General features: G+C 69.7%; 16 protein-coding genes. 13 read left to right on the forward strand and 3 right to left on the reverse strand.

The features are described 5' to 3' along the window. The first annotated feature begins 98 nt into the window (after window positions 1–98). The 6 genes from ACWCXB_RS22460 to ACWCXB_RS22485 all read left to right on the forward strand — a co-directional run bounded on the left by ACWCXB_RS22460 (window position 99) and on the right by ACWCXB_RS22485 (window position 8,936). Window positions 99–1,700, forward strand: coding sequence for a DUF4192 domain-containing protein (locus tag ACWCXB_RS22460; RefSeq protein WP_450725229.1), 1,602 nt, complete (start codon window positions 99–101; stop codon window positions 1,698–1,700). 286 nt (window positions 1,701–1,986) lie between these two features. Further along, entirely contained in the window at window positions 1,987–2,748 is a 762-nt protein-coding gene (locus ACWCXB_RS22465) for an NUDIX hydrolase (RefSeq protein WP_450725230.1), read from the forward strand. Between the two features lie 229 nt (window positions 2,749–2,977). Next, a complete protein-coding gene (locus ACWCXB_RS22470; protein ID WP_450725231.1) occupies window positions 2,978–4,852 on the forward strand; it encodes an ATP-binding cassette domain-containing protein in 1,875 nt (624 codons plus the stop codon). Between the two features lie 55 nt (window positions 4,853–4,907). Then, complete coding sequence (locus ACWCXB_RS22475) at window positions 4,908–5,861, forward strand: FadR/GntR family transcriptional regulator (RefSeq protein WP_450725232.1); 954 nt, start codon at window positions 4,908–4,910, stop codon at window positions 5,859–5,861. A 469-nt stretch (window positions 5,862–6,330) separates the two neighbouring features. Further along, window positions 6,331–7,902 (forward strand): RNA polymerase sigma factor, encoded by a 1,572-nt coding sequence (locus tag ACWCXB_RS22480; protein ID WP_450725233.1) that lies wholly within the window; start codon window positions 6,331–6,333, stop codon window positions 7,900–7,902. Between the two features lie 203 nt (window positions 7,903–8,105). Beyond that, the gene (locus ACWCXB_RS22485) at window positions 8,106–8,936 is read left to right on the forward strand and encodes a S1 family serine peptidase (protein WP_450725234.1); all 831 of its coding nucleotides are present in this window, start codon (window positions 8,106–8,108) and stop codon (window positions 8,934–8,936) included. Between the two features lie 160 nt (window positions 8,937–9,096). On the opposite strand, the gene ACWCXB_RS22490 is transcribed toward ACWCXB_RS22485, so the two are convergent. Continuing rightward, entirely contained in the window at window positions 9,097–9,327 is a 231-nt protein-coding gene (locus tag ACWCXB_RS22490; protein WP_450725235.1) for a DUF7455 domain-containing protein, read from the reverse strand. Between the two features lie 441 nt (window positions 9,328–9,768). Here ACWCXB_RS22490 and ACWCXB_RS22495 point away from each other — a divergent pair, with 441 nt between their 5' ends. From ACWCXB_RS22495 to ACWCXB_RS22510, 4 genes are all read left to right on the forward strand, one after another. Continuing rightward, window positions 9,769–11,886, forward strand: a complete 2,118-nt coding sequence (locus tag ACWCXB_RS22495) for a DNA gyrase/topoisomerase IV subunit B (protein WP_450725236.1) — start codon at window positions 9,769–9,771, stop codon at window positions 11,884–11,886. A gap of 132 nt (window positions 11,887–12,018) precedes the next feature. Then, window positions 12,019–12,534 (forward strand): DUF485 domain-containing protein, encoded by a 516-nt coding sequence (locus ACWCXB_RS22500; protein WP_450725237.1) that lies wholly within the window; start codon window positions 12,019–12,021, stop codon window positions 12,532–12,534. After that, entirely contained in the window at window positions 12,531–14,123 is a 1,593-nt protein-coding gene (locus ACWCXB_RS22505) for a solute symporter family protein (protein ID WP_450725238.1), read from the forward strand. Before ACWCXB_RS22500 ends, ACWCXB_RS22505 begins: the two co-directional genes overlap by 4 nt. A gap of 158 nt (window positions 14,124–14,281) precedes the next feature. Further along, on the forward strand, window positions 14,282–15,094 hold the full coding sequence (locus ACWCXB_RS22510; protein ID WP_450725239.1) for a DUF899 domain-containing protein: 813 nt from the start codon (window positions 14,282–14,284) through the stop codon (window positions 15,092–15,094). A gap of 150 nt (window positions 15,095–15,244) precedes the next feature. Here ACWCXB_RS22510 and ACWCXB_RS22515 read toward each other — a convergent pair whose 3' ends face one another. Next, complete coding sequence (locus ACWCXB_RS22515) at window positions 15,245–15,922, reverse strand: response regulator (protein ID WP_450725282.1); 678 nt, start codon at window positions 15,920–15,922, stop codon at window positions 15,245–15,247. A 47-nt stretch (window positions 15,923–15,969) separates the two neighbouring features. Then, window positions 15,970–17,646, reverse strand: a complete 1,677-nt coding sequence (locus ACWCXB_RS22520; RefSeq protein WP_450725240.1) for a sensor histidine kinase — start codon at window positions 17,644–17,646, stop codon at window positions 15,970–15,972. A 304-nt stretch (window positions 17,647–17,950) separates the two neighbouring features. Between ACWCXB_RS22520 and ACWCXB_RS22525 the strand changes: the two genes are divergently transcribed. The 3 genes from ACWCXB_RS22525 to ACWCXB_RS22535 all read left to right on the forward strand — a co-directional run bounded on the left by ACWCXB_RS22525 (window position 17,951) and on the right by ACWCXB_RS22535 (window position 24,928). After that, window positions 17,951–22,243, forward strand: a complete 4,293-nt coding sequence (locus ACWCXB_RS22525; protein ID WP_450725241.1) for a discoidin domain-containing protein — start codon at window positions 17,951–17,953, stop codon at window positions 22,241–22,243. 64 nt (window positions 22,244–22,307) lie between these two features. Then, window positions 22,308–23,315 (forward strand): LacI family DNA-binding transcriptional regulator, encoded by a 1,008-nt coding sequence (locus tag ACWCXB_RS22530; protein ID WP_450725242.1) that lies wholly within the window; start codon window positions 22,308–22,310, stop codon window positions 23,313–23,315. A 164-nt stretch (window positions 23,316–23,479) separates the two neighbouring features. Continuing rightward, window positions 23,480–24,928 (forward strand): extracellular solute-binding protein, encoded by a 1,449-nt coding sequence (locus ACWCXB_RS22535; RefSeq protein ID WP_450725243.1) that lies wholly within the window; start codon window positions 23,480–23,482, stop codon window positions 24,926–24,928. Window positions 24,929–24,930: the final 2 nt, after the last annotated feature.

Raw genomic sequence — 24,930 nt, forward strand, 5'->3', positions numbered from 1 at the left:
CCCGATGGCACGGACAAAGCGCGAACGTGGCGACCAGCCTGTGGATAACGTTATCCACAGGGCTGGTGGGAATCTCTTGATCACGGGACCGTCGAGGCATGCGAAACAGCAACGAGAACAACCGGTCCCATGAACCCCACGAGTCCCACGGCCGGACCGAGTCCCACGGCCGGCCCGAGTCCAGCGGTGGGGCCGGCGAGTCCCACAGCGCGCCCGCCGAGTCTCACGGTCGGGCCGGCGAGCCCCGAGACGGGACAGGTGAGCCCCTCAGCCTGGCCGCTGAGTCCCGCGGTCGAGCCGACGAGCCGTCCATCACCCTGCGCGGACCGGCCGAGCTCGCCGATGCCTTGCCTTATCTGATGGGATTTCACCCGACCGATTCGGTGGTCCTGGTCGCCCTCCACGGCCCGCGAGGCCGCTTCGGCGGGCGGCTGAGGGTCGGCATTCCCGCCACTCAGCGGGAGTGGCTGCCGGTGGCCGAGCAGCTCGCCGAGTGCCTCGTCGAAGCCAGTGAGCGGCGTGGAGCCAGGCCGGACGGCATTGTCGTCTTCCTCTGCCAGGACCCGGGAGAAGGAGAGACGGGCCGCTTGGTGATGGAGCGGCTCAGACCGCTGGCGCAGTGGCTGCGGACGGCCTGCGGCTCGCTCGACGTGCCGGTGTACGAAGCACTGTGCATCTCCGGCCGTCGCTTCTGGTCCTACTGCTGCCCGGATTCGCGGTGCTGTCCGGCGGAGGGGACGGCCATGGCGATGCAGGGCACTTCCGTGATGGCCGCGGCCGCAGCCTATGCCGGGATTCAGGTGCGGGGTTCGCTGCGGGACATGGAGGCACGGTTGGAGCCGCGGATGTCCGTGGCAGCCGAGCAGGAGCGAGCGCTCGACAACAGGGCTTCCGCGATGGTGCCCAGGATTCTGGATCAGGAAAGCCGGGATCAGGTCGGTGCCGAGACGCTGCGGCTCGCCCGTCGGCTGATGAAGCGGCTCGGGGAGAAAGCGGCCCTGGGCGTCGGCTGGCCGGAGGCGGACGCGGGGGACGACAGACTCATCTCGCACGACGAGGCGGCGGCCGTCATCCTGGGGCTCCAGGACCGGGACACCCGAGACCGCGCCGCGGCGTGGATGGAGGGGCCGGAGGCCGATCGGGCGCTGCGACTCTGGCGAGCGTTGTCCCGGCGCTGCGTCGGGCCGTACATGGAGCACGCGGCCGCACCGCTTGCCCTGGCCGGGTGGGTCTCCTGGTCGATCGGCGATGAGCCCGGTGCCCGAGTCGCACTCAGTCTCGCCCTGCGCGCCGACCCGGAGTACGTATTCGCGCGGTTGCTTCACCAGGCGTGCAACGACGGCCTGGACCCGGAGTCGCTACGTCGCTGCCTGCGCGGGGAGCGTGCATCGGAGGCCGTCGACGGAGCCGAAGCCGGAGCCGAAGCCGGGACCGCGGCCGGGGGCGCTTCGGGCAGCCGGGCCACGACACTGTCGTCTCGGTCGCGCACGGGGACCGGGCATCCGGTGGAGAAGGCCGTGAAGAGGAAGGCCTCACGGTCCGGGAAGGCACCGGCCCCGCGGCCCGGCCCTTCGGTGCCGGGGGCAACCACCCCGTCCCGGCGCCGCCCCGCACCGAGCCCCGGCACGGTGGCCGGCCGGGGCCGGGCGCGCACGGTGGATCGTGACGATGGGCGGCGCGGTCCGGGCGAGGGACGATAACGGGCGTGACCCTCCCGGGTGCAGGGCCGTTCACGTGTGTGGCGGTGTCGTTCGGCATGTGCCGCCGTCCCGGGCTGTGGCCCGCGGGGAGCCCTTCTCCATAGGCGTCGGAAGGCTCGGCCCGGCATGGTCGAGGAGGCCGCCGGCGGACTTCAGTCCAGGCGGGTGAGGGGCAGCGAGGGGGATGTCCCCCTGATCGGAACAGGGGAACGAGGTGGCCGAAGAAGTCGTCGTCATCGATCACGAAGGGAGTGTTTATCGTCAGGAAGACGACTATGATCGCGGCATGTCGCCCTACGACCCGTCGGCCTTTCCGCCCTTCGCAGTCACCGTCGACCTGGTCGTGCTCACCGTGCGTCGCCACGCGCTCTGCGCCCTTGTCGTACGCCGCGGGGAGCCGCCGTTCCAGGGCAGCTGGGCGCTGCCCGGAGGATTCGTACGGGCTGACGAGGATCTGGCGGCGGCCGCGGCGCGGGAGCTCGTCGAGGAGACGGGGCTGTGTGTGCACGACCCCGGTTCGCCCGAGCCGGACAACGGTGCTCATCTGGAGCAGCTCGCCACCTACGGCGACCCGAAGCGCGACCCCCGTATGCGGGTGGTGAGCGTCGCCCATCTCGCGCTCTCCCCGGATCTGCCGTCGCCCCGGGCCGGCGGCGACGCGAACAGTGCGCGCTGGGCGCCCGTCGAGTCACTGCTGAACCAGGAGAACGGCGGACACGAGGGCGAGCCGCCCACGCCGCTCGCCTTCGACCATGCACAGATCCTGGCGGACGGCGTGGAGCGAGCCAGGTCCAAGATCGAGTACTCGTCGCTGGCGACGGCGTTCTGCCCGCCCGAGTTCACGGTGGGCGAGCTGAGGCGGGTGTACGAGGCGGTCTGGGGTGTGGCCCTGGACCCCCGGAACTTCCATCGGAAGGTGACAGGGACGCCGGGCTTCCTGGTTCCTGCGGGCGGGACGACGACCCGCCAGGGCGGCCGCCCGGCCCAGCTGTTCCGGGCCGGTGGCGCGACGCTGCTCAACCCGCCCATGCTGCGGCCCGAGGTCTGAGACAGCCGGTTCGCCGTCGATTCGCCGTCGATTCGCCGTCGGATCGCGGTCCGACGTGCGCCGGCGTCTTCCGACGAGGTGGTCGTGCGGGGCCGGTACTCCGGTGGCTTGCCCACCGGGGCCGCCTTGCCCTAAAAGTCGCAAATGTCGCGTTATCTTTCTGCGGTAACCGCATGCGACCGCGTACCGCCCTGCCCGCTCAGCGGTCTCACCTTCCGCGAGAGAAGCGATGCTCCAGGTCATCGGACTCACCAGCACCCCCCACCGGGACGCCCCGCCCGCCGTGGACGACCTGACCTTCGAGGCGCTGCCCGGCACCGTCACCGCACTGCTGGGCGCGCCGGGCTCCGGCAAGACCACAGCCCTGCGGCTGATGCTCGAACTCGAAGCGGGCCGCGGGGTCGCCTGCTTCCGGGGCCGCCCCCTGCACCGCATCGCCCACCCCGCGCGTGAGGTGGGGGCGCTGCTCGGCGACGTGCCCGGGCATCCGGCCCGTACGGTGCGTGGCCAGCTCCGTATGCTCTGCGCCGCCGCCGGAGTGCCGGCATCGCGGGCCGACGACATGTTGGAGGTCGTCGGGATCGGCGCCCTGCGCGACACCCGGCTCGGCCGCCTCTCCCTGGGTATGGACCGCAGACTCGGCCTGGCCTGCGCCCTGTTGGGGGACCCGCACACACTGCTGCTCGACGACCCGGCCAAGGGGCTCTCCCCACGGGAGAGCAGTTGGCTGTTCGGGCTGCTGCGTGCCCATGCGGCGCACGGCCGCACCGTGCTGTACGCCACCGAGGACCCCAAGGAGGCGGTCCGGACCGCCGATCGCGTCGTCACCATCGACGGCGGCCGCCTCGTCGCCGACCAGGACATCGCCGCATTCGCCCGCACCCGGCTGCGGCCTCACGTCGTGGTCCGTACCCCGCACGCCGCGCGGCTCGCCGCCGTCGTAAGCCGCGAGGCCCGGGCTGCTCAGCGCTCCGTCGAAGTGGTCGCCGAGCACGGCAGCCGGCTTTCCGTCTTCGGCAGCAGCTGTGCCGAGATCGGCGAGATCGCCTACCGGCACGGTGTCCTCGTCCACCAGCTCGCCGACGAGATCGGCGCCCCCGCCCCGATCGCCCCCGCGCCGAGCCCCGCCCCGATCGCCCCCGCGCCGAGCCCCGCCCCGATCGCCCCCACCCCCGACGCCCCCGACCCGGACGCCCCCACCCCCACCGCCACCGCCACATCCACCCTGCCCACGGCCGGTAGCGCCGGGACGCCGCTGCCTCCCCTCCATGCCCGCCTGCTGCGCACGCCTCTCCAGCCCGTGCGCTACGAGCTCCGCCGCCTCATCGGCGTCCCGGCAACCCATCTGATCGTGGCGGCCGTTCTCGTCGTCTCCGCGGGCCTCTCGGTCCTGCTAGCCCACACCGGTCGCACCCCGCTGCCCCGCCTCCTCGTCGCCTGGCCCGGGCTGCTGCCGCTGCCGCCCGCCGCCCTCGGGGCCGGACTCCTCGGCGCCCTCTCCTTCGGCGACGAGTTCCGTTACCCCGCCCTCGCGTCCGGCCGCGGGACCGTCCAGCGCCGCCCCGGGCTGCTGCTCGCGAAGCTCGCGGTGACGGCGGCGGTCGCGCTCGTCCTCGCCCTTCTCGTCGCCGTGCTGGACTCTCAGGTACTCCGCCTCGTGTACGGGGGCGACTTGGCGTCCGTTCCGGAAAACTGGGCCGCACTGTCCGCGAGTTGGTCCGGCTTGGTGGTCGGCTGCGCCTGGTCGGGCCTGCTCGCGGCCGGGATCTTCCGGTTCACCGTCGCGGGAGTGGCGGCCGTGCTCGCCGTACCGGTGATGGTCGTACCGCTGGTGCAGAAGGCACTCGCAGGGTCGTCCGCGCGTTCGATCGCCGGACTTCCGGGCCGCTTGCGTGAGCTGGCCTGGCTGCAGTGGCCGTACGAAGTGGACCGCTGGCTGCTCGCAGCCCTGCGCGTGCTCGCCCAACCCGAGGGTGTGGCACTGGCGTTGTCGCTGTCCGCGCTGCTCTGCGGGTATCTGTTCACCGGCCTTCGCGGGAGGGCCCGTTGGTGGCAGAAACGGCCTGCGAAGGCAATGAGCGCCACGCAACTCCCCGGTGAATGACCGTTTCTTCCCGATAAGTCGTCAATTGTGGAGTGGGCGGCGATCACCCTTTCGTGTGCTTTTCACCAAAGACCTCAAGGGCCGAGAGGGGCACGCCGACAAAGGATGCGTGAGTACCCTTGCGCACACCATGATGACCGCCGCCCGCCCCGCCGAGTCCGGCCTCGCCGGCCCGGGCGATCTCGACCGCTACCCCTACCCGGAGGCGCCCGGCGTCGACCGCGTGGACCGTGTCGGACCCCCGGCCTGGGACACCTCGGACGCCGACCTCGGCCGGGCGGCCGGCCGCCGCGCGGCGGGCAGCCGGGGTCGCGGACTCCACGGCCAACTCGTCCAGCAGCTGGGTCAGATGATCGTCTCCGGAGACCTCGGGGCCGACCGTCCGCTTGTCCCCGAGGAGATCGGCCAGCGGTTCGAGGTCTCCCGGACCGTCGTCCGGGAGTCGCTCCGCGTCCTCGAGGCCAAGGGCCTCGTCAGTGCCCGCCCGAACGTGGGCACCCGGGTCCGTCCCGTCAGCGACTGGAATCTGCTGGACCCCGACATCATCGAGTGGCGCGCCTTCGGCCCGCAGCGGGACGACCAGCGCCGCGAGCTCACCGAGCTCCGCTGGACGATCGAGCCGCTCGCCGCCCGCCTCGCCGCCGGACACGGTCGGGAGGACGTGCAGCAGCGCCTCGGCGACATGGTGGAGATCATGGGCCACGCGCTTACCCAGGGTGATGGCATCACCTTCGCGCGTGCAGACGCCGAGTTCCACTCCCTCCTGATCCAGGTCGCCGGCAACCGCATGCTGGAGCACCTGTCCGGAATCGTTGCCGCCGCCCTCCAGGTGTCGGGTGGTCCGGCCGCCGGATGCGACCGCCCTTCCGAGGCGTCCCTGACGCACCACGCTCGCATCGTCGACGCTCTCGCCGCCGGCGACGCGAACGGCGCCGAGACGGCAATGCGCCAACTTCTCACCGTTCACCCGGAGGTCGAGCGCGTCGTGCCCGCTCCGCGCGAACACTGACCGCGGACACGGCCGGGGCGTTCCAGGGCGGACCCATCGTGTGTCGCCGGACCCCAGGGGTCCGGCGACACGATCATGGAAACGTTCCAGCGGACGGCCGTACGAATCCTGTGCGGAATCCCGTTCGGAAGGTCGTACGAAACCTCGTGCGGAGCCGCCCGTAACGTAGTCGGGCAACGACGGCCGTGCAGGCGATCGCCGAGACGATTGCGGAGCTAACTTCCCATTTGGTCGTTTCGTCGCAAATGAGGTGTGACTCGGGCCACGCGGATTGGGCGTAACGCTCCTCGAAACAGCGCGATGACCTAAGAGGTGACAGCCGCGGAGGGAATACAGACGCCGTTCATGGCGCTGTCCAGCTCTGAGGCTCAGCCCGCGCCGTCGGTACATCCCCAACCGGCGGTCGTCGGCTCCGGCCCGATCATGGGCGGGGCCGGAAGCCGTTTTCCATCGTTCCGAGAGGTTGTTCGTGTCGGCCAGCACATCCCGTACGCTCCCGCCGGAGATCGCCGAGTCCGAGTCTGTGATGGCGCTCATCGAGCGGGGAAAGGCTGATGGGCAGATTGCCGGCGATGACGTGCGTCGGGCCTTCGAGGCTGACCAAATTCCGCCAACCCAGTGGAAGAATGTTCTGCGCAGCCTCAACCAGATCCTCGAGGAAGAGGGTGTGACGCTGATGGTCAGTGCCGCGGAGTCGCCCAAGCGCACCCGCAAGAGCGTCGCAGCTAAGAGCCCGGCAAAGCGCACCGCCACCAAGACCGTCGCGGCCAAGACGACCACGGCGAAGACCGTCGCGGCCGCCACCGCGGCACCGACGGCCACGTCCGACGAGATCGCGGCGGCCACGGCCGACGAGACCGCGGCGTCCGCGAAGAAGGTGGCCGCGAAGAAGACCGCGGCCAAGAAGACGGCGGCGACCAAGAAGACCGCCGCCAAGAAGACGACGGCCGCGAAGAAGACGACGGCCGCCAAGAAGGACAGCGACGAGCTGCTCGAGGGCGACGAGGTGATCGAGGAGGCGCAGCCCGGCAAGGGCGGCGCCGACGAGCCCGAAGGCGCCGAGAGCGCGGGCTTCGTCCTCTCCGACGAGGACGAGGACGACGCTCCCGCACAGCAGGTCGCCGCGGCCGGCGCCACCGCCGACCCGGTCAAGGACTACCTCAAGCAGATCGGCAAGGTCCCCCTGCTCAACGCCGAGCAGGAGGTCGAGCTGGCCAAGCGCATCGAGGCGGGTCTGTTCGCCGAGGACAAGCTGGCGAATTCCGACAAGCTCGCCCCGAAGCTCAAGCGCGAGCTGGAGATCATCGCCGAGGACGGTCGTCGCGCCAAGAACCACCTGCTGGAGGCCAACCTCCGACTGGTCGTCTCGCTCGCCAAGCGCTACACCGGCCGCGGCATGCTGTTCCTGGACCTGATCCAGGAGGGCAACCTCGGTCTGATCCGTGCCGTCGAGAAGTTCGACTACACCAAGGGCTACAAGTTCTCCACGTACGCCACCTGGTGGATCCGTCAGGCGATCACCCGCGCCATGGCCGACCAGGCCCGCACCATCCGTATCCCGGTGCACATGGTCGAGGTCATCAACAAGCTCGCGCGTGTGCAGCGCCAGATGCTCCAGGACCTGGGCCGCGAGCCCACCCCGGAGGAGCTGGCCAAGGAGCTCGACATGACCCCTGAGAAGGTCATCGAGGTCCAGAAGTACGGCCGCGAGCCGATCTCTCTCCACACCCCTCTGGGTGAGGACGGCGACAGTGAGTTCGGTGACCTGATCGAGGACTCCGAGGCGGTCGTCCCGGCCGACGCGGTCAGCTTCACGCTCCTCCAGGAGCAGCTGCACTCGGTGCTCGACACCCTGTCGGAGCGCGAGGCGGGCGTGGTCTCCATGCGCTTCGGCCTCACCGACGGTCAGCCGAAGACACTCGACGAGATCGGCAAGGTCTACGGCGTGACGCGTGAGCGGATCCGCCAGATCGAGTCCAAGACGATGTCGAAGCTGCGCCACCCGTCCCGTTCGCAGGTGCTGCGCGACTATCTCGACTGAGTCCGCTGAATCCGCTGAGTCTGCGACTGCGCAGCACAGCCGCCTGACCGAGGGCCCGGTTCCCATGAGGGAGCCGGGCCCTCGGCCGTCGTGCAGTGGGTAGCCGTCGTGCGGTGGTTTCGGCCGTCGTACAGCGGGTGCGGGCCGACGCGGGCTGACTGACTCTGAGTGGACGGAGTCCACCGGAGAGTCAGGAGATCGGTATGAGTCGCCCCATCGCCCGAGCACTGACAGGACCCATGGCCCTGGCGGCTGCAGCGGTCCTGGTGCCACTCGCCCACCCGGCTCCTGCATCCGCCGACAGTGTGATCATCGGCGGTCGTCCGGCGCGGTCCGTGGACAGCCCCTGGGTCGTCGCCCTGTCCAGCCGTGACCGGTTCGGAGGTACGCGGGCCGGGCATTTCTGCGGGGGAGTCGTCGTGGCGCCGACGAAGGTGCTCACGGCGGCTCACTGCCTCAGCCCCGAGGTGTTGGGGACGACTGTGGAGGAGGTCCGCGATCTGAGCGTCATCACGGGCCGGGAGGAGCTGCTCGGTACGGGCGGCCAGGAGATTCCCGTACGGGAGGCACGGATCGCGCCCGCGTACGACCCGCGCGCGAACACCACCGATCTGGCCGTACTGACGCTGGCGAGCGCGCTCCCCGCGGGCCATGTGATCAGGACTGCGGGCAACGGAGACCCTGCGTACGAGGCGGGTACCGCCGCCGAGGTCTACGGATGGGGCGACACGACCGGGGTCGGGACCTACGCGCACGCGCTGCGCGCCGCGCCGGTGCGGGTGCTGCCGGACGAGAGGTGCGCGCAGGCCTACCCGGGCGGTGCGAGTAGCCGCTACGAAGCTTCCACGATGCTCTGCGCGGGAGACGAGCGAGGTGGGCACGATGCGTGCCAGGGGGACAGCGGAGGGCCACTGGTGGCGGGCGGCCGGCTGATCGGGCTGGTCTCCTGGGGCGGCGGCTGCGGGCGGGCGGACAACCCCGGGGTGTACACGCGGATCTCGGCGGCACTGCGATCGGTGGCCGATCTCCTGTGAGGGCTGGGCAGTTGGTCGCCCTTCGCGGCAATGATGCGAACGCGCATGGTGACCGCGCGAGTGCAAGGGGTCATGAGAACGGGCGACCGCCCCTACGGGAGGGGCGGCCGCCCACCGGCCGGTCCTGGACCGGCCCTTGGCTCGTCGTCGGACGCGAGAGTCAGCGTTCGTCGTCGCCGGTGCTTGCCGGTACGGCGGTCAGCCGGTCGGTCTCATCCTGTATCTCCGCGGCGATCTTCTTGAGTTCCGGCTCGAACTTGCGCCCGTGGTGGGCACAGAAGAGCAGCTCACCGCCGCTTGTCAGGACGACGCGCAGGTACGCCTGGGCGCCGCAGCGGTCGCAGCGGTCAGCGGCCGTCAGCGGGCTCGCGGGGGTCAGAACAGTAGTCACGTCGCCTCTTCTCTAGCTCGACGAGCTGTCGTACCAGGGTCAACATCCAACCAGGCCGAAAACGTTCCCGCTCGGGCCTTTTCCTTGAAACTTCTTCGTCAAGGTGGCTGTCTGCTGCCGGTTGGCGGCGAATGTGCCGTATCGCTGCTTCGCTTTACGGTTTCGCTTGGCTTGCTTGTCTCGTTCGGTCCTCCCGGCTGGGTTGCCGGTTGTTCATGAGGACGTGCCCGGAGCCTAAATGGTTCATGCCTGGAAGGGAACGTGATGTGCACGTCACTCCAACGAGGGATCGAACGTGTATGCGACTCTGGACTAGCATGAGGAATCATGAGGGTGGCGTTACATCGGCTCTACCAGGCCTCGGTACCCTCTGACCGGCGACCGACGCCGGGGCCTTTACCCCACAGGGGCCAGATCCAAATTCAGCGAGGAGCGAACCGCGTGACCGCCGAAACGTCCGTGCCGTCCAGTGCGCTGCTGACCGCAGACCGTGACGGTTCCAACTACACCGCGCGGCACTTGCTGGTTCTCGAAGGGCTCGAGGCGGTCCGCAAGCGGCCGGGTATGTACATCGGGTCGACCGACAGCCGCGGCCTCATGCACTGCCTCTGGGAGATCATCGACAACTCCGTGGACGAGGCCCTCGGGGGCTACTGCGACCACATCGAGGTGATCCTCCACGACGACGGCTCCGTCGAGGTCCGGGACAACGGTCGGGGCATCCCCGTCGACGTCGAGCCCAAGACCGGCCTGTCCGGCGTCGAGGTCGTCATGACCAAGCTCCACGCCGGCGGAAAGTTCGGCGGCGGTTCGTACGCGGCCTCCGGCGGTCTGCACGGCGTGGGCGCCTCCGTCGTCAACGCCCTCTCGGCCCGCCTCGACGTCGAGGTCGACCGGAACAGTGCGACGCACTCGATCAGCTTCCGCCGCGGCGCCCCCGGCATCTTCACCGAGTCCGGCCCCGACTCCCCCTTCGACCCGGCCAACGGGCTGATCAAGGGCAAGCGGGTTCCCAGGACCCGCACCGGCACCCGGGTGCGCTACTGGGCGGACCGGCAGATCTTCCTCAAGGACGCCAAGCTCTCCCTGGACACGCTCCACCAGCGTGCCCGCCAGACCGCCTTCCTCGTTCCCGGCCTCACGATCGTCGTCCGCGACGAGCGCGATCTCGAGGGCGAGGGCAAGTCGGAGGAGATCTTCCGCTTCGACGGCGGCATCAGCGAGTTCTGCGAGTACCTCGCCCAGGACAAGGCCGTCTGCGACGTCCAGCGCCTCACCGGCCACGGCACCTTCAAGGAGACCGTCCCGGTCCTCGACGACCGCGGCCACATGACGCCGACCGAGGTCACGCGCGATCTCGCCGTCGACATCGCACTGCGCTGGGGCACCGGCTACGACACGACGGTCAAGTCGTTCGTGAACATCATCGCCACGCCCAAGGGCGGCACCCACGTCACCGGCTTCGAGCGCTCCCTCACGAAGACGGTCAACGAGGTGCTCCGTGCCACGAAGCTGCTGCGCGTGGCCGAGGACGACGTCGTCAAGGACGACGCACTCGAAGGCCTCACCGCCGTCGTGACCGTGCGGCTCGCCGAGCCGCAGTTCGAGGGCCAGACCAAGGAGGTCCTCGGCACCTCCGCGGCCAACCGGATCGTCGCCAACGTCGTCGCCAAGGAGCTGAAGGCGTTCCTGACGTCGACCAAGCGGGACGCCAAGGCGCAGGCCAGGGCCGTCATGGAGAAGGCCGTCGCCGCCGCGCGTACGCGCATCGCGGCGCGCCAGCACAAGGAGGCGCAGCGCCGGAAGACGGCCCTGGAGACCTCGTCCCTGCCCGCCAAGCTCGCCGACTGCCGCAGCGATGACGTCGAGCGCAGCGAACTCTTCATCGTCGAGGGAGACTCCGCGCTCGGTACGGCCAAGCTCGCCCGGAACTCCGAGTTCCAGGCGCTGCTCCCGATCCGCGGCAAGATCCTCAATGTCCAGAAGTCGTCCGTCTCCGACATGCTCAAGAACGCCGAGTGCGGCGCGATCATCCAGGTCATAGGAGCGGGCTCGGGCCGCACGTTCGACATCGACGCCGCCCGGTACGGCAAGATCGTTCTCCTCGTCGACGCCGATGTCGACGGTGCGCACATCCGCTGCCTGCTGCTCACGCTCTTCCAGCGGTACATGCGGCCCATGGTCGAGGCGGGCCGGGTCTTCGCCGCGGTGCCCCCGTTGCACCGGATCGAGCTCGTCCAGCCCAAGAAGGGCCAGGACAAGTACGTGTACACGTACTCGGACAACGAGCTGCGTTCCACGCTGCTGGAGTTCCAGCGCAAGGGCATCCGCTTCAAGGACTCGATCCAGCGCTACAAGGGCCTCGGCGAGATGGACGCCGACCAGCTGGCGGAGACCACGATGGATCCCCGCCATCGCACGCTGCGCCGGATCAACATCGGTGATCTGGAGTCCGCCGAGCAGGTCTTCGATCTGCTGATGGGCAATGAGGTGGCCCCGCGCAAGGAGTTCATCACCAGCTCTGCCGCGACGCTGGACCGCTCGCGCATCGACGCCTGACGACAACCCGGGTGGCGGCTTCGGCCGTCACCTGATGGGGTGAAGCGAGGGAAGAGAAGAGTCCTGGATCTCCCCGTTCTGTCCATCCTTGGGCAAGCGGCCGAAACGGTTCGCTGACAAGGAGAGTTGAGCGTGGAGATGCAGGAAGGCCGGGACGCCGGGGCGGTGCGGCTCGACGACCCGTGGTACGACGCGCTGGCCTCCGGCTGGGGCGAACTGGACGGAACGGGCGTGCCCGTGCCCGCGGTGCCGGCCCCGGGGGCCGCGGGCGGCGCGCCCCGGCACAGCGCGACGGACATCTATCAGGAGGTCCAGCGCAGTGCGGCTTTCCAGGAAGTCCGCAGCCGCTACCGACGATTCGTCGTCCCGGCCACCGCCGTCTTCTTCGTCTGGTACGTGGCGTACGTCGTCGCTGCCACCGCCGCCCCCGGGCTGATGGCCAGGCCCGTGGCCGGCGCGGTGAACGTGGCCATGGTGGCGGGGCTCGGGCAGTTCCTCAGCACCTTCCTGCTCACCTGGGCGTACGCCCGGCACGCCAGGCTCCGCAGGGACCGTGCCGCGCTCGATCTGCGGTGGACGGTCTTCGATCAGACACGCTCCAAGGAGCCGGTCGGGGACCGGGAGACGGCACGGGGGAACGAGCGTTGACCGGCGACCACCAGACCCTCGCCCTGCTGCTCTTCAGCGCCTTCATCGCGGTGACCCTGGCCATCACCACCTGGGTCAGCCGCAACCGGCGCGGTTCGGCGGAGGAGTTCTACGCGGGCGGACGGTTGTTCTCGCCCATGGAAAACGGTTTCGCCATCGCAGGCGACTACATGTCCGCGGCCTCCTTCCTCGGCATTTCCGGACTCATCGCGCTGTACGGCTACGACGGAATGCTCTACTCCGTCGGCTTCCTCGTCGCGTGGCTGGTCGTTCTGCTCCTCGTCGCCGAACTCGTGCGCAACTGCGGCCGGTTCACGCTCGCCGATGTCGTCGCCGCCCGGATGAGCGAGCGGCCTGTCCGTATCGCGGCGGGAACTTCCTCGGTCACCGTGTCCGTTCTCTATCTGGTGGCGCAGATGGTGGGGGCGGGCAGCCTGGTGGCGCTGCTCCTGGGCGGGACGAGCGAAGCCGCGCGCTCATGGACCGTCATCGGTGTCGGTGCCCTGATGGTGATCTATGTGTCGTTGGGAGGGATGCGAGCCACTACATGGATCCAGATCGTCAAGGCCGTGCTGCTGATGGCGGGCGCGATCGCGCTCACGGTGCTCGTCCTCACGCGTTTCCACGGCAATGTCAACGAGCTGCTCAACTCCGCTGCCGAACAGAGCGGCCACGGCAAGGACTTCCTCTCGCCCGGCCTGCGCTACGGCGGTGACTGGACCGCACGGCTCGACTTCATCAGCCTCGGGCTCGCGCTCGTGCTCGGTACCGCCGGCCTGCCGCACATCCTGTCCCGCTTCTACACCGTGCCGACCGCGCGGGCCGCCCGCCGCTCGGTCGTCTGGTCCATCGGTCTCATCGGGAGCTTCTACCTGATGACGATCGTGCTCGGCTTCGGCGCAGCGGCCATCCTCGGCACGGACGAGGTGCGCGCGTCGAACGCCGCGGGGAACACGGCGGTTCCGCTGCTCGCACTCGACCTCGGCGGGGGAGCGGGCTCCACCGGAGGCACGGTGCTGTTCGCCGTCGTGGCGGCGGTGGCCTTCGCGACGATCCTGGCCGTCGTCGCGGGGATCACACTCGCCTCCTCGGCCTCGGTCGCGCATGATCTGTACGCCTCGCTGAAGCGCCGCCACGCGAAGCAGTACAGCGAGGTCGCGGTGGCACGCGTCGCCGCGGTCGGCATCGGCGCGGCCGCGATCGCGCTCGGCCTGCTCGCCCGCGATCTGAATGTGGCGTTCCTGGTGGGCCTGGCCTTTGCGGTCGCCGCCTCGGCCAATCTCCCGGTGCTGCTCTACTCGCTCTTCTGGCGCGGCTTCACAACACGTGGCGCGGTGTGGTCGGTGTACGGCGGGCTGATCCCCGCGATGCTGCTGGTGCTGCTCTCGCCGGTGGTGTCGGGCAGCCCCGAATCCCTCTTCCCCGGGGTGGACTTCCACATCTTCCCGTTGCAGAACCCGGGGCTCGTCTCCATTCCGCTGGGCTTCCTGGCGGGCTGGATCGGCACGGTCGCCTCCTCCGAGGAGCCCGACGCGGCGAAGCACGCCGAGACGGAGGTTCGGGCGCTGACGGGGGCGGGCGCCGTCTGAGAGCGCGTCTGTGAACTTGTCAGCCCGACGTGGTCCGTGCAGGCTCGGCCGAGGGCGCCCCTGCCGCGATGAGTTCCGGCCGGGTCGCGAGTCTGTTCTGGTGAGCGTCGTAGGACGTCGTACGACGCTGCCCGATACGGGACACCACGGAGGACACCATGACGACCACGCCCGGCAACGCGAGCAGCAACCTCCCCGGCAAGCCGCCAGTCGTCGACCTGGCCACCTGGCAGGCGGCGCGCGAGGAGCTGCTGGTCCGCGAGAAGGCGCACACCCGTGAGGGCGACGCGATCGCCGCGGCCCGGCGGCGGCTGCCGATGGTCGAGCTCGACGGCGCGGTCGAGGTCACCGGCGTTGACGGGCCGGTCCCGTTCCTCGACCTGTTCCAGGGTCGCGACGAGCTCGTGGTCTACCAGCACATGTGGTACGACGGCGCACCGCACCAGGGGCAGTGCGAGGGCTGCACCACCACGGCCTGGCACGTGAAGGACGCCGTCTACCTCAACGCCCGGGGCGTCTCGTTCGCCGTCCTGACCTCGGGCCCGTGGGACGAGGTGGCTCCCTACGTCGAGTTCATGGGTTACACCCAGCCCTGGTACTCGGTGCGGGGCGTGGAGGCGCCGGTCGGCGGAGAAATGGGGCACATCGTCTGTTTCCTGCGCGACGGCGACCGCGTGTTCCTCACCTACTCCACAACGGGCCGTGGCAACGAGCCGGTCAACGGGTCCCTCGGCCTGCTCGACATGACGCCCTACGGCCGCGGCGAGGCGTGGGAGGACAACCCCGAGGGCTGGCCCGTGATCGGCGATGTCCGCGAGGGGTACCCGTCCGAGGGCCGCCAAGCCTGCTGGTACTGGCGTTCGGACGCCGACGGCGTCGCCACCTGGGGCCCGACCAGCCGGCCCGTGCCGCAGTGGACCCGCCCCGGCGCGACCCCCGTGGAGACCCTCGGCCGGCACGGCCACCACTGACGCGCCTTCGTCGACGGCGTCGGCAAAAGGTGTCAGGTGCCGGGCGGAACCTCCGGACGATGCGAACGGCCCCCCGCGCGCTCGATCGGTGGGCGGCTCTGAGGGGTGCCGGGGGAAGGCGGCGAGGTGACGGGGGAGGCGGGGTGCGGGCTAGGCGCTCGCCACCCACCTGTACCGATGCTCCGGGCGCCCTGTCTCGCCGTACCTCAACGACAGCCGCACCCGGCCGGAGCGCTCCAGGAGCTTCAGATAGCGCTGGGCGGTCTGGCGGCTCACACCGGCCCGCTCCGCGATCTCCTGGGTGGACAGCGCGGCGTCGGCGGCCAGCAGGACCTTGCGGACCAGTTCGGCCGTGGTCGGGGAGTGGCCCTTGGGGAGATCGGGGGCGCTCGTGGTGGACAGGGCGCCGAAGATGCGGTCCACCTCGGCCTGTTCCGCCTCGCCGCCGCCTGCCAGGGTCCTGCGGAGGCCGGCGTAGGCCTCCAGCTTGGTGCGCAGGTCCGCGAAGGTGAAGGGCTTCACCAGGTACTGGAGCGCGCCGTGTCGCATCGCCGCCTGGACGGTGGCGACGTCGCGGGCCGCCGTCACCATGATCACGTCGGTCTGGTGCCCCTGGCGGCGCAGCTCCCGTACCACCGAGAGCCCGTTCTCGTCCGGCAGATAGTGGTCCAGCAGGATCAGATCCACCGGCACTTCGGCGACCCGGGCGAGTGCCTCCGCGGCCGAGTGGGCCAGTGCCACGACCCGGAAGCCCGGCACCTTGGCCACATACGCCGCGTTGATCTCCGCAACCCGGACGTCGTCGTCCACGACCAGGACGTCGATCAGGGCATCGGCGCCGGCGCCGGCGCCGGCGTCGGTGCCGGGCAGCGCAGTCATCGTGTCTCTCCCACGGTCGCGAGTCCCGGCTCCAGTCCCGGCTCGGCCAGCGCCTCGGGGAGTACGACGGTGAACTCGGCGCCGCCTCCCATGGCCGCCCCCGCCTCGGTCACCCGGGCGCTGCCGCCCTGCCGTTCCGCGAAACGCCGCACCAGCGCCAGCCCGAGGCCCCGCTTTCCGTGCGCGGGAAGCTCCTTCGTGGACCAGCCCTCGATGAAGATAAGTTCGCGCTGGTCGGCCGGGACACCGGGCCCGCTGTCGGAGACCCGCAGGACGACCGTACGCCCCTCGCCGTGCAGCTCGATCTCGATCCGCGGATCGTCGGAGCCGGCAGCCGCGTCCAGCGCGTTGTCGACGAGATTGCCCACGACCGTGACGAGCCCCCGCGGGTCGACCAGCCGGTCGGGCAGCAGCGTCCCGGGCGCGATCCGCAGCGACACGCCACGCTCCGCCGCGACCGTCGCCTTGCCGACCAGCAGCGAAGCCAGCAGCGGATCGTGGATCTTCTCGGTGACCTGCTCCGCGGTGGCCCGGTGCACACCGACGACCTCGGTCACGAACTCCACGGCCTCCTCGTGCATCTCCAGCTCCAGCAGCCCGAGCAGCGTGTGCATACGGTTCGCGTGCTCATGGTCCTGGGCGCGGAGCGCGTCGATCAGCCCGCGCGTGGAGTCCAGCTCACGGCCGAGCTGCTCCAGCTCGGTGCGGTCGCGGAGCGTGGCGACGGCGCCGCCGTCGTCCGTGGGCATCCGGTTGGCGATCAGTACGCGATGGCCGCGTACGGTCACCAGGTCCTCGCCGGTGACCCGGCCGGCCAGCACATCCGTCGTGCGGCCCTCGCCGAGGACCTCGTCGAGCGGGCGCCCCATGGCCGCCGGCCCGAGGCCGAGGAGGCGCTGCGCCTCGTCGTTCATCAGCCGGATCCGGCCGGACCCGTCGAGGGCGACGACCCCTTCCCGGATGCCGTGCAGCATCGCCTCGCGCTCGGCGAGCAGAGCCGAGATGTCGGAGAAGGCCAGGTCGTGGGTCTGCCGCTGGAGCCGCCGGGAGATCACGTACGCGGCCAGGGCGCCGACGGCCAGTGCACCGCCCGCGTAGGCGAGCAGCCCCGGGATCGCGGCGAGGAGCCGGTCGCGGACGCTGTCGTACTCGATCCCGACCGAGACCGCACCGATGATCCGGCCCTGGTCGTCGCGGAGCGGGACCTTGCCGCGTGCGGAGCGGCCGAGGGTACCGCTGTCGATCTCCATGACGTGCCTGCCCGCGAGCGGCTGGCTGGGATCGGTGGAGACGACCCGTCCGATCTCATCCGGGTCGGTGTGCGACCAGCGCACGCCGCGCCTGTCCATGACCACGACGTATTCGGCTCCCGCGGCCAGGCGGATACGCTCCGCCTCCCGCTGCACCGGGCCGCGCACGGACGGCTGCGAGCTGAGGAGGTCCTCGGCGACCCGCGGCGAGGCGGTCGTCTCGGCGATCGCCAGCGCACGCCGCATCGCCTGGTCGTCGAGCTGGGCGCTCAGCGGGGCCAGGAACAGGCCGGTGGCCAGCACGGTGACGCCGGTGGCGATGGCCAGCTGCATCAGCAGGACCTGCGCGAAGACCCGCCGCGGCCAGCCGAACCGCCGCCGTCTCGAGGGTGCGCCTGCGGGGCTCGTCGGTGCGGGGCTCATACATATGCACGGTAGAGGGCCGGGACACGCTTCGGGAAATCCCTCCGTACCGCTCTCTGCAATTCATGCAAGCCGCTTGCGTGAATTGCAAGCCCGCTGTCGCGTTCCGTACGCGCCCGCAGAAAGCTGCTGGTAACGCGATGTGCCAGTTCAGCGGCTGAGGCGCTCAGGCTTCGCACCGGCCACTGACGGCCGAACTGAACTGTGGACGCCTTGGCATATCTCTGCAACTCTCCAACGGCAGACCGCAAATAGCTCAGTTTCTCCATGCACAAACGCATGTCGACCCAGGGATCGGGGACCGATGAGAAACCCATGCTCGAGATGGCGGGTTCTGACCGCCATGATCGCCGCCTGTCTGATGCTGCTCGGCCTGCCGTTAACCGGAGCGTCCGCGGTGGGCGGCCCCAATGCCGCCGCCGGGCGTCCCGCAGCCGCCGGCAGCGCGCACAGCCAGTACCCAGCCGCCAACATCACCGACGGAAACCCGGCCACCTACTGGCAGAGTGCCGGGACCGCCTTCCCCCAGTGGGTCCAGGCCGACCTCGGCACCGCGACCCGCATCGACCAGGTCGTGCTCCGTCTGCCCGCAGGGTGGGAGAGCCGCAGCCAGAGCCTCTCCGTGCAGGGAAGCACCGACGGCACCGCCTTCGCGACCCTCAGGGCCTCCGCGGCGTACACCTTCGCCCCCGGTGACGGAAACGCGGTGACCATCGCCTTCCCGGCTGCCGACGCCCGGTACGTACGCGTCCACATCACCGCCAACACCGGCTGGCCGGCCGCTCAGCTGTCCGAGCTCGAGGTGTTCGCGGGCGGCACGTCCTCCGGGAACCTCGCCCTCGGCAGGACTCTCACCGCCAGTAGCCACACCCAGACGTACACCGCGGCCAACGCCAACGACGGCAACAAGGCGAGCTACTGGGAGAGCGAGAACAACGCGCTGCCCCAGTGGATCCGGGTCGACCTCGGCGCCTCCGTCCGTATCGACCGCGCCGTGCTGCGGCTCCCTGACGGCTGGGGGACCAGGACCCAGACGCTGAGTCTCCAGATCAGCTCGAACGGCACGGACTTCACCGACCTCACCGCCTCCCAGGGGTACGAGTTCGGCGCCGCCAACGGCCGGTCGGTGACGATCTCCTTCGGCGCCGTCACCACCCGCCATCTGCGCGTCCTCTTCACCGCCAACACCGTGCAGCCCGCGGGGCAGCTGTCCGAGCTGGAGATCTACGGCCCGGCCGGCGGGGACACCGAGGCGCCGGCCGCGCCACGCAACCTCGCCTACACCGAGCCCGCCACCGGCCGGATCAGGCTCACCTGGGACGCGGCCACCGACAACGTCGGCGTCACCGGCTACGACATCTACGCCGACAACGAGCTGCGCACCAGCGTCGCCGGCAATGTGACGACGTACACGGACACCCAGCCGGCGAGCGTGACCGTCTCGTACCACGTGCGCGCGAAGGACGCTGCCGGGAACCAGTCGGCGAACAGCAACACGGTGACCCGCACGGGTGCCACCGGCGACACCCAGGCGCCCACCGCACCCTCGAACCTGGCCTTCACCGAGCCCGCCGCCGGCCAGATCAAACTGACCTGGGGCGCGTCCACGGACAACGTCGGCGTCACCGGCTACGAGATCTATGCCGACAACTCCCTGCGCGCGAGCGTGGCCGGCAATGTGACGACGTACACGGACACCCAGTCGGCGAGCGTGACCGTCTCGTACTACGTGCGCGCGAAGGACGCTGCCGGGAACCGATCGGGGAACAGCAACTCCGTGACCCGCAACGGCAGCGGCGGCACCGGCTCCAACCTCGCCGTCGGAAATCCGATCACGGCCTCGGGCCATCTCCACACCTTCGTCGCCGAGAACGCCAACGACAACAGCGCCACCACCTACTGGGAGGGCGCACCGGGCAGTTATCCGAACACCCTCACCGTCGAGCTCGGCGCCAATGCCGACATCAGCACCATCAAGCTGCTGCTCGACCCCGACAGCGCGTGGGGCACCCGGACGCAGAACATCCAGGTCCTCGGCCGGGAGCAGAACGAGACCGGCTACAGCAGCCTGGTGCCGGCCAACGACCACACCTTCGACCCGGCGACCGGGAACACCGTGACCATCCCAGTCTCCGCGCGGGTCGCCGACGTCCAGTTGAAGATCACTTCCAACACCGGAGCGCCCGCGGGACAGGTCGCGGAGTTCCAGGTCATCGGCGTCCCGGCGCCGAATCCCGACCTCCAGATCACCGCGCTGACCGCCGCACCGACCGCACCGGTCGAGTCGGATCCGGTCACCCTGACCGCGACCGTACGCAACACCGGACCGGCGCCCTCCGGGGCCACGGCCGTGGCCTTCCGGCTCGGCGGATCCACGGTCGGTACGGCGGCGGTCGGCGCTCTCGAGGCCGGTGCGTCCACCACGGTCAGCGCCGGAATCGGGGCGCGCGACGCCGGTACGTACCCGCTCGGCGCGGTCGTCGACGAGGCGAACACGGTCATCGAGCAGAACGAGACGAACAACTCCTTCACCGCCGCGGTTCCGCTGGTCGTCAAGCCGGTCGACAGCTCCGACCTGGTCGCCGCCGCGGTGAACTGGTCGCCGAGCGCCCCGGCCGGCGGTGACACCGTCACCTTCTCCGTCGCGCTCAGGAATCAGGGCACGGTCGCGTCCGCGGGCGGCAGCCACGGCATCACCCTGACCGTGACCAATGCGGCCGGCACGACCGTGAAGACCCTGACGGGCGCCCACACCGGAACCATCGCCCCCGGTGCCACGGCCTCCCCGGTGAACCTCGGCACGTGGCCGGCCGCCGACGGCACGTACACCGTCAAGGTGGTGATCGCGGACGACGCCAACGAACTGCCGGTGAAGCGCGCGAACAACACCGGCACCAAACCGCTGTTCGTCGGGCGCGGCGCGAACATGCCGTACGACATGTACGAGGCGGAGGACGGTGTCGCGGGCGGCGGCGCCCAGATCATCGGCCCGAACCGGACCATCGGCGATCTCGCGGGCGAGGCGTCGGGGCGCAAGGCCGTCACCCTCGACAACACCGGCAACTACGTCGAGTTCACGACCCGGGCCGCCGCCAACACCCTGGTCACCCGCTTCTCCATCCCCGACGCACCCAGCGGCGGAGGCATCAGCTCCACGCTCAACATCTACGTCGACGGCACCTTCCGCAAGAGCATCGACCTCACCTCGAAGTACATGTGGCAGTACGGCGCCGAGGCGAGCCCGGGCAACTCACCGGGCGCCGGAGCACCGCGCCACATCTACGACGAGGCGAACGTCATGCTGGGCGAGACCGTCCAGGCGGGCAGCAGGATCCGGCTGCAGAAGGACGCGACCAACGGGCACACGTACGCCATCGACTTCGTCAACCTGGAGCAGGTCACGGCGGCGCCCAACCCGGACCCGGCGGCGTACACCGTCCCGGCCGGAACCAGCCACCAGGATGTGCAGAACGCCCTGGACAAGGTGCGGATGGACACGACGGACACGCTCGTCGGCGTGTATCTGCCGCCGGGCACGTACCAGACGTCCAACAAGTTCCAGGTGTACGGAAAGCCGGTCAAGGTCGTCGGCGCGGGGCCGTGGTTCAGCCGCTTCGCCACCCCGGCCGACCAGGAGAACACGGACGCCGGATTCGACGTCCAGGCGACCGCGAACGGCTCGTCGTTCTCCGGCTTCGGCTTCTTCGGCAACTACACCGCACGCAACGACGGACCGGGCAAGGTCTTCGACTGGGCCAAGGTCTCGAACATGACCATCGACAATGTGTGGGTCGAGCACATGATGTGCCTCTACTGGGGCACGGACACGGACCGCATCACCATCAAGAACTCCCGTATCCGAGACATGTACGCCGATGGTCTCAACTTCACCAACGGCAGCAGCGACAACCTGGTCAGCAATGTCGAGGCCCGTACGACCGGGGACGACGCCTTCGCGCTCTTCCCGGCCGTGGACATCGTCAACGCGGACGAGACCGGCAACGTGTACGAGAACATCACCTCGCTGCTGACCTGGCGGGCGGCCGGAATCGCCGTCTACGGCGGCAGCGGCAACACCGTGCGCAACGCCTATGTCGCGGACACGCTCACGTACTCCGGACTCACCATCGCCACGCTGAAGTTCGGCCCGATCCCGGCGCTCGGCTTCGGCAGCACCCGGTCGACGTTCGAGAACATCACGTTGGAACGGACCGGTGGCCACTTCTGGGGCAACCAGACCTTCCCTGCACTGTGGATGTACTCGGCGGAGTACGAGTTCCAGGGCATCAGGATCACCGGCCTGGACATCACCGATCCGACCTATTCCGGGATCATGTTCCAGACGAAGTACAACGGCAGCCAGTCGCTGTACCCGATCAAGGACAGCATCCTGACCGATGTGTCCATCAGCGGGGCGAGAAAGAGCGGTGACGCCTTCGACGCCAAGTCCGGCTTCGGGCTCTGGGTGAACGAGATGCCCGAGGACGGCCAGGGCCCCGCGGTCGGCGAGGTCACCTTCAACGGGCTGACGTTCGGCAACAACGCCCAGGACATCAGGAACACCACCTCCACCTTCAAGATCAACATCAATCCCTAGGCGACCTCCGAAGATGTGGAGACTAGCGCAAGCCATTTGCATGGCTTGCGCTAGTCTTGCGTACATGACGCGACGACTTGCTCAGGTGGCAAAGAAGGTGGGAGTCAGCGAGGCCACGGTCAGCCGGGTCCTCAACGGCAAGCCCGGCGTCTCCGACGCCACCCGGCAGGCCGTGCTGACCGCCCTGGATGTGCTCGGCTACGAGCGGCCCACCCAGCTGCGCGGCGAGCGCGCCAGGCTCGTCGGACTGGTCCTGCCGGAGCTGCAGAACCCGATCTTCCCCGCGTTCGCCGAGGTCATCGGCGGTGCGCTCGCCCAGCAGGGGCTGACCCCGGTGCTCTGCACCCAGACCAAGGGCGGGGTCTCCGAGGCGGACTACGTCGACCTCCTGCTCCAGCAGCAGGTGTCGGGGGTCGTCTTCGCCGGCGGTCTTTTCGCGCAGGCGGACGCCCCCCACGACCACTACCGCAGGCTCGCCGAGCGCAAGATCCCGGTCGTCCTCATCAACGCCTCCATCGCGAACCTCGACTTCCCCTGCATCGCCTGCGACGACGCCGTCGCCGTCGAGCAGGCCTGGCGCCATCTGGTCTCGCTCGGGCACGAGCGGATCGGTCTCGTCCTCGGCCCGCCGGACCACGTGCCCTCGCGGCGCAAGCGGGCCGCCGCGCAGGCCGCGGCCAGGGCCACGGGGCGGGAGCTGCCCGAGGAGTTCCTGGAGTGCTCCATGTTCTCCCTGGAGGGCGGACAGGCGGCGGCCACGCGGCTGCTGGACCGCGGGGTCACCGGCATCATCTGCGCGAGCGACCCGCTCGCCCTGGGCGCCGTACGCGCCGCGCGCCGGCGCGGGCTCGCCGTCCCCGGTGAGGTCTCGGTCGTCGGATACGACGACTCCGCGTTCATGAACTGCACCGAACCGCCGCTGACCACCGTCCGCCAGCCGATCGAGGCGATGGGCCGGGCGGCCGTCGAGCTGCTCTGCGCGCAGATCCAGGGCGGTGTCGTCCCGCCCGACGAGCTGCTGTTCGAGCCCGAGCTGGTCGTGCGCGGCTCCACGGCGCAACCGCCTCGCTGATCTGCGCATCACTGTCAACCCGCTGTCAATCATTTACAGAATCAGCGCGACATATTGCGGCTTCCTGAAGCCGGTGGTTGAGTGTGCGACGCCCCCGCACGACGCCTTGTCCCGCAGGGCGCCCGCCGAGGGGCTTCCACGCTCATGCCCGAAGGGGACCACCGATGAGAAGTGCTCGGTCGAGCAGTGCCCGGTTCCGTCCTACGAGTCGCACGCGTCGTACGCGCCGTACCTCCGCGGCCGCCTTCCTCTCCGCCCTCGCGCTGACCGCGCTCGCCGCCTGCGGCACGAGCAGCAGCGACAACAACGGCGGGGACTCCGACGGCGGCGGCTCCTCCGATCCGTCGGCGCCCCTGGACCCCAAGGCCAAGGTGACGCTGACCATCGACTGCATGCCGCCGGCCGCCAAGGCGGCCGAGCTCAAGGAGTGGAACGAGGACGTCAAGACGTTCAACAAGACGTATCCGAACGTCAGGATCGAAGGGAAGTCCACCCCTGGACAGTGCCTGGAGCCGCCGCGCTTCACCGCGATGCTCAAGGCCAAGTCCCAGCCCGACGTCTTCTACACCTACTTCACCGACCTGGAGCAGGTGCTCGACAACGACGGCGCAGCGGACATCACCGCCTACGTCACCGAGAAGTCCGTCCCGGCCGTCAAGGACATCGACCCGGACGTGATGAGTTCGCTGACCAAGGACGGCAAGCTCTACGGCCTCCCGACCAGCAACTACACCATGGGTCTGCTGATCAACCGGAAGCTGTTCCAGCAGGCCGGCCTCGACCCCGACGCCCCGCCCCGCACCTGGGCCGAGGTCCGCACCGCCGCGAAGGCCATCGCAGGACTCGGCAAGGGCATCGCGGGCTTCGGCGAGTACAGCGCGGGGAACACCGGCGGCTGGCACTTCACCGCCACCACCTACGGCCTCGGCGGCGACGTCGTCGACACGAGCGGCAAGAAGGCCGCGTTCAACAACGAGCTCGGCAGGCAGATCGTCGAAAACCTCCACGCCATGCGCTGGGAGGACAACAGCATGGGCCAGACCCAGCTGCTCAAGTGGGGCGACCTGCAGAAGCAGATCGCGACCGACAAGCTCGGGATGTTCCTCGCCGCGCCCGACGACATCACGTACATGGTCCAGCAACTCGGCGCGAAGTACGAGAACTTCGGCATGGGCCCGATCCCCGGCGAGAAGACCACCCTCTTCGGCGGCAACAACTACATGATCAAGAAGGGGAGTTCCCCGGACAAGATCAAGGCCGCGATCGCCTGGCTGAACTTCAAGAACCTCACCGTCGGCAAGGGCCAGTTCGACTGGGCCCGCACCAAGGCGGACGGCCTGCCGGTCGGACTCCCGCAGCCGAACTTCTGGCTGAACGACAGCAAGACCAAGGACGACGCCCAGCGCGCCCAGAACGCCACCATGCCGGTCGCCAACTTCAAGACCTTCATGGACAACCCGGTCACGGGCAAGGCCGAGCCGCCCAAGGCCCAGGAGATCTACAAGGTCCTCGACAACGTGATGTCCGGGGTACTCACGAACAAGGACGCCGACGTCGACAAGCTCCTGTCGACAGCGGAGCAGCAGGTGAACCAGATCCTGGCGAACCAGTAGCC

Source organism: Streptomyces sp. NPDC001514 (assembly GCF_053597075.1).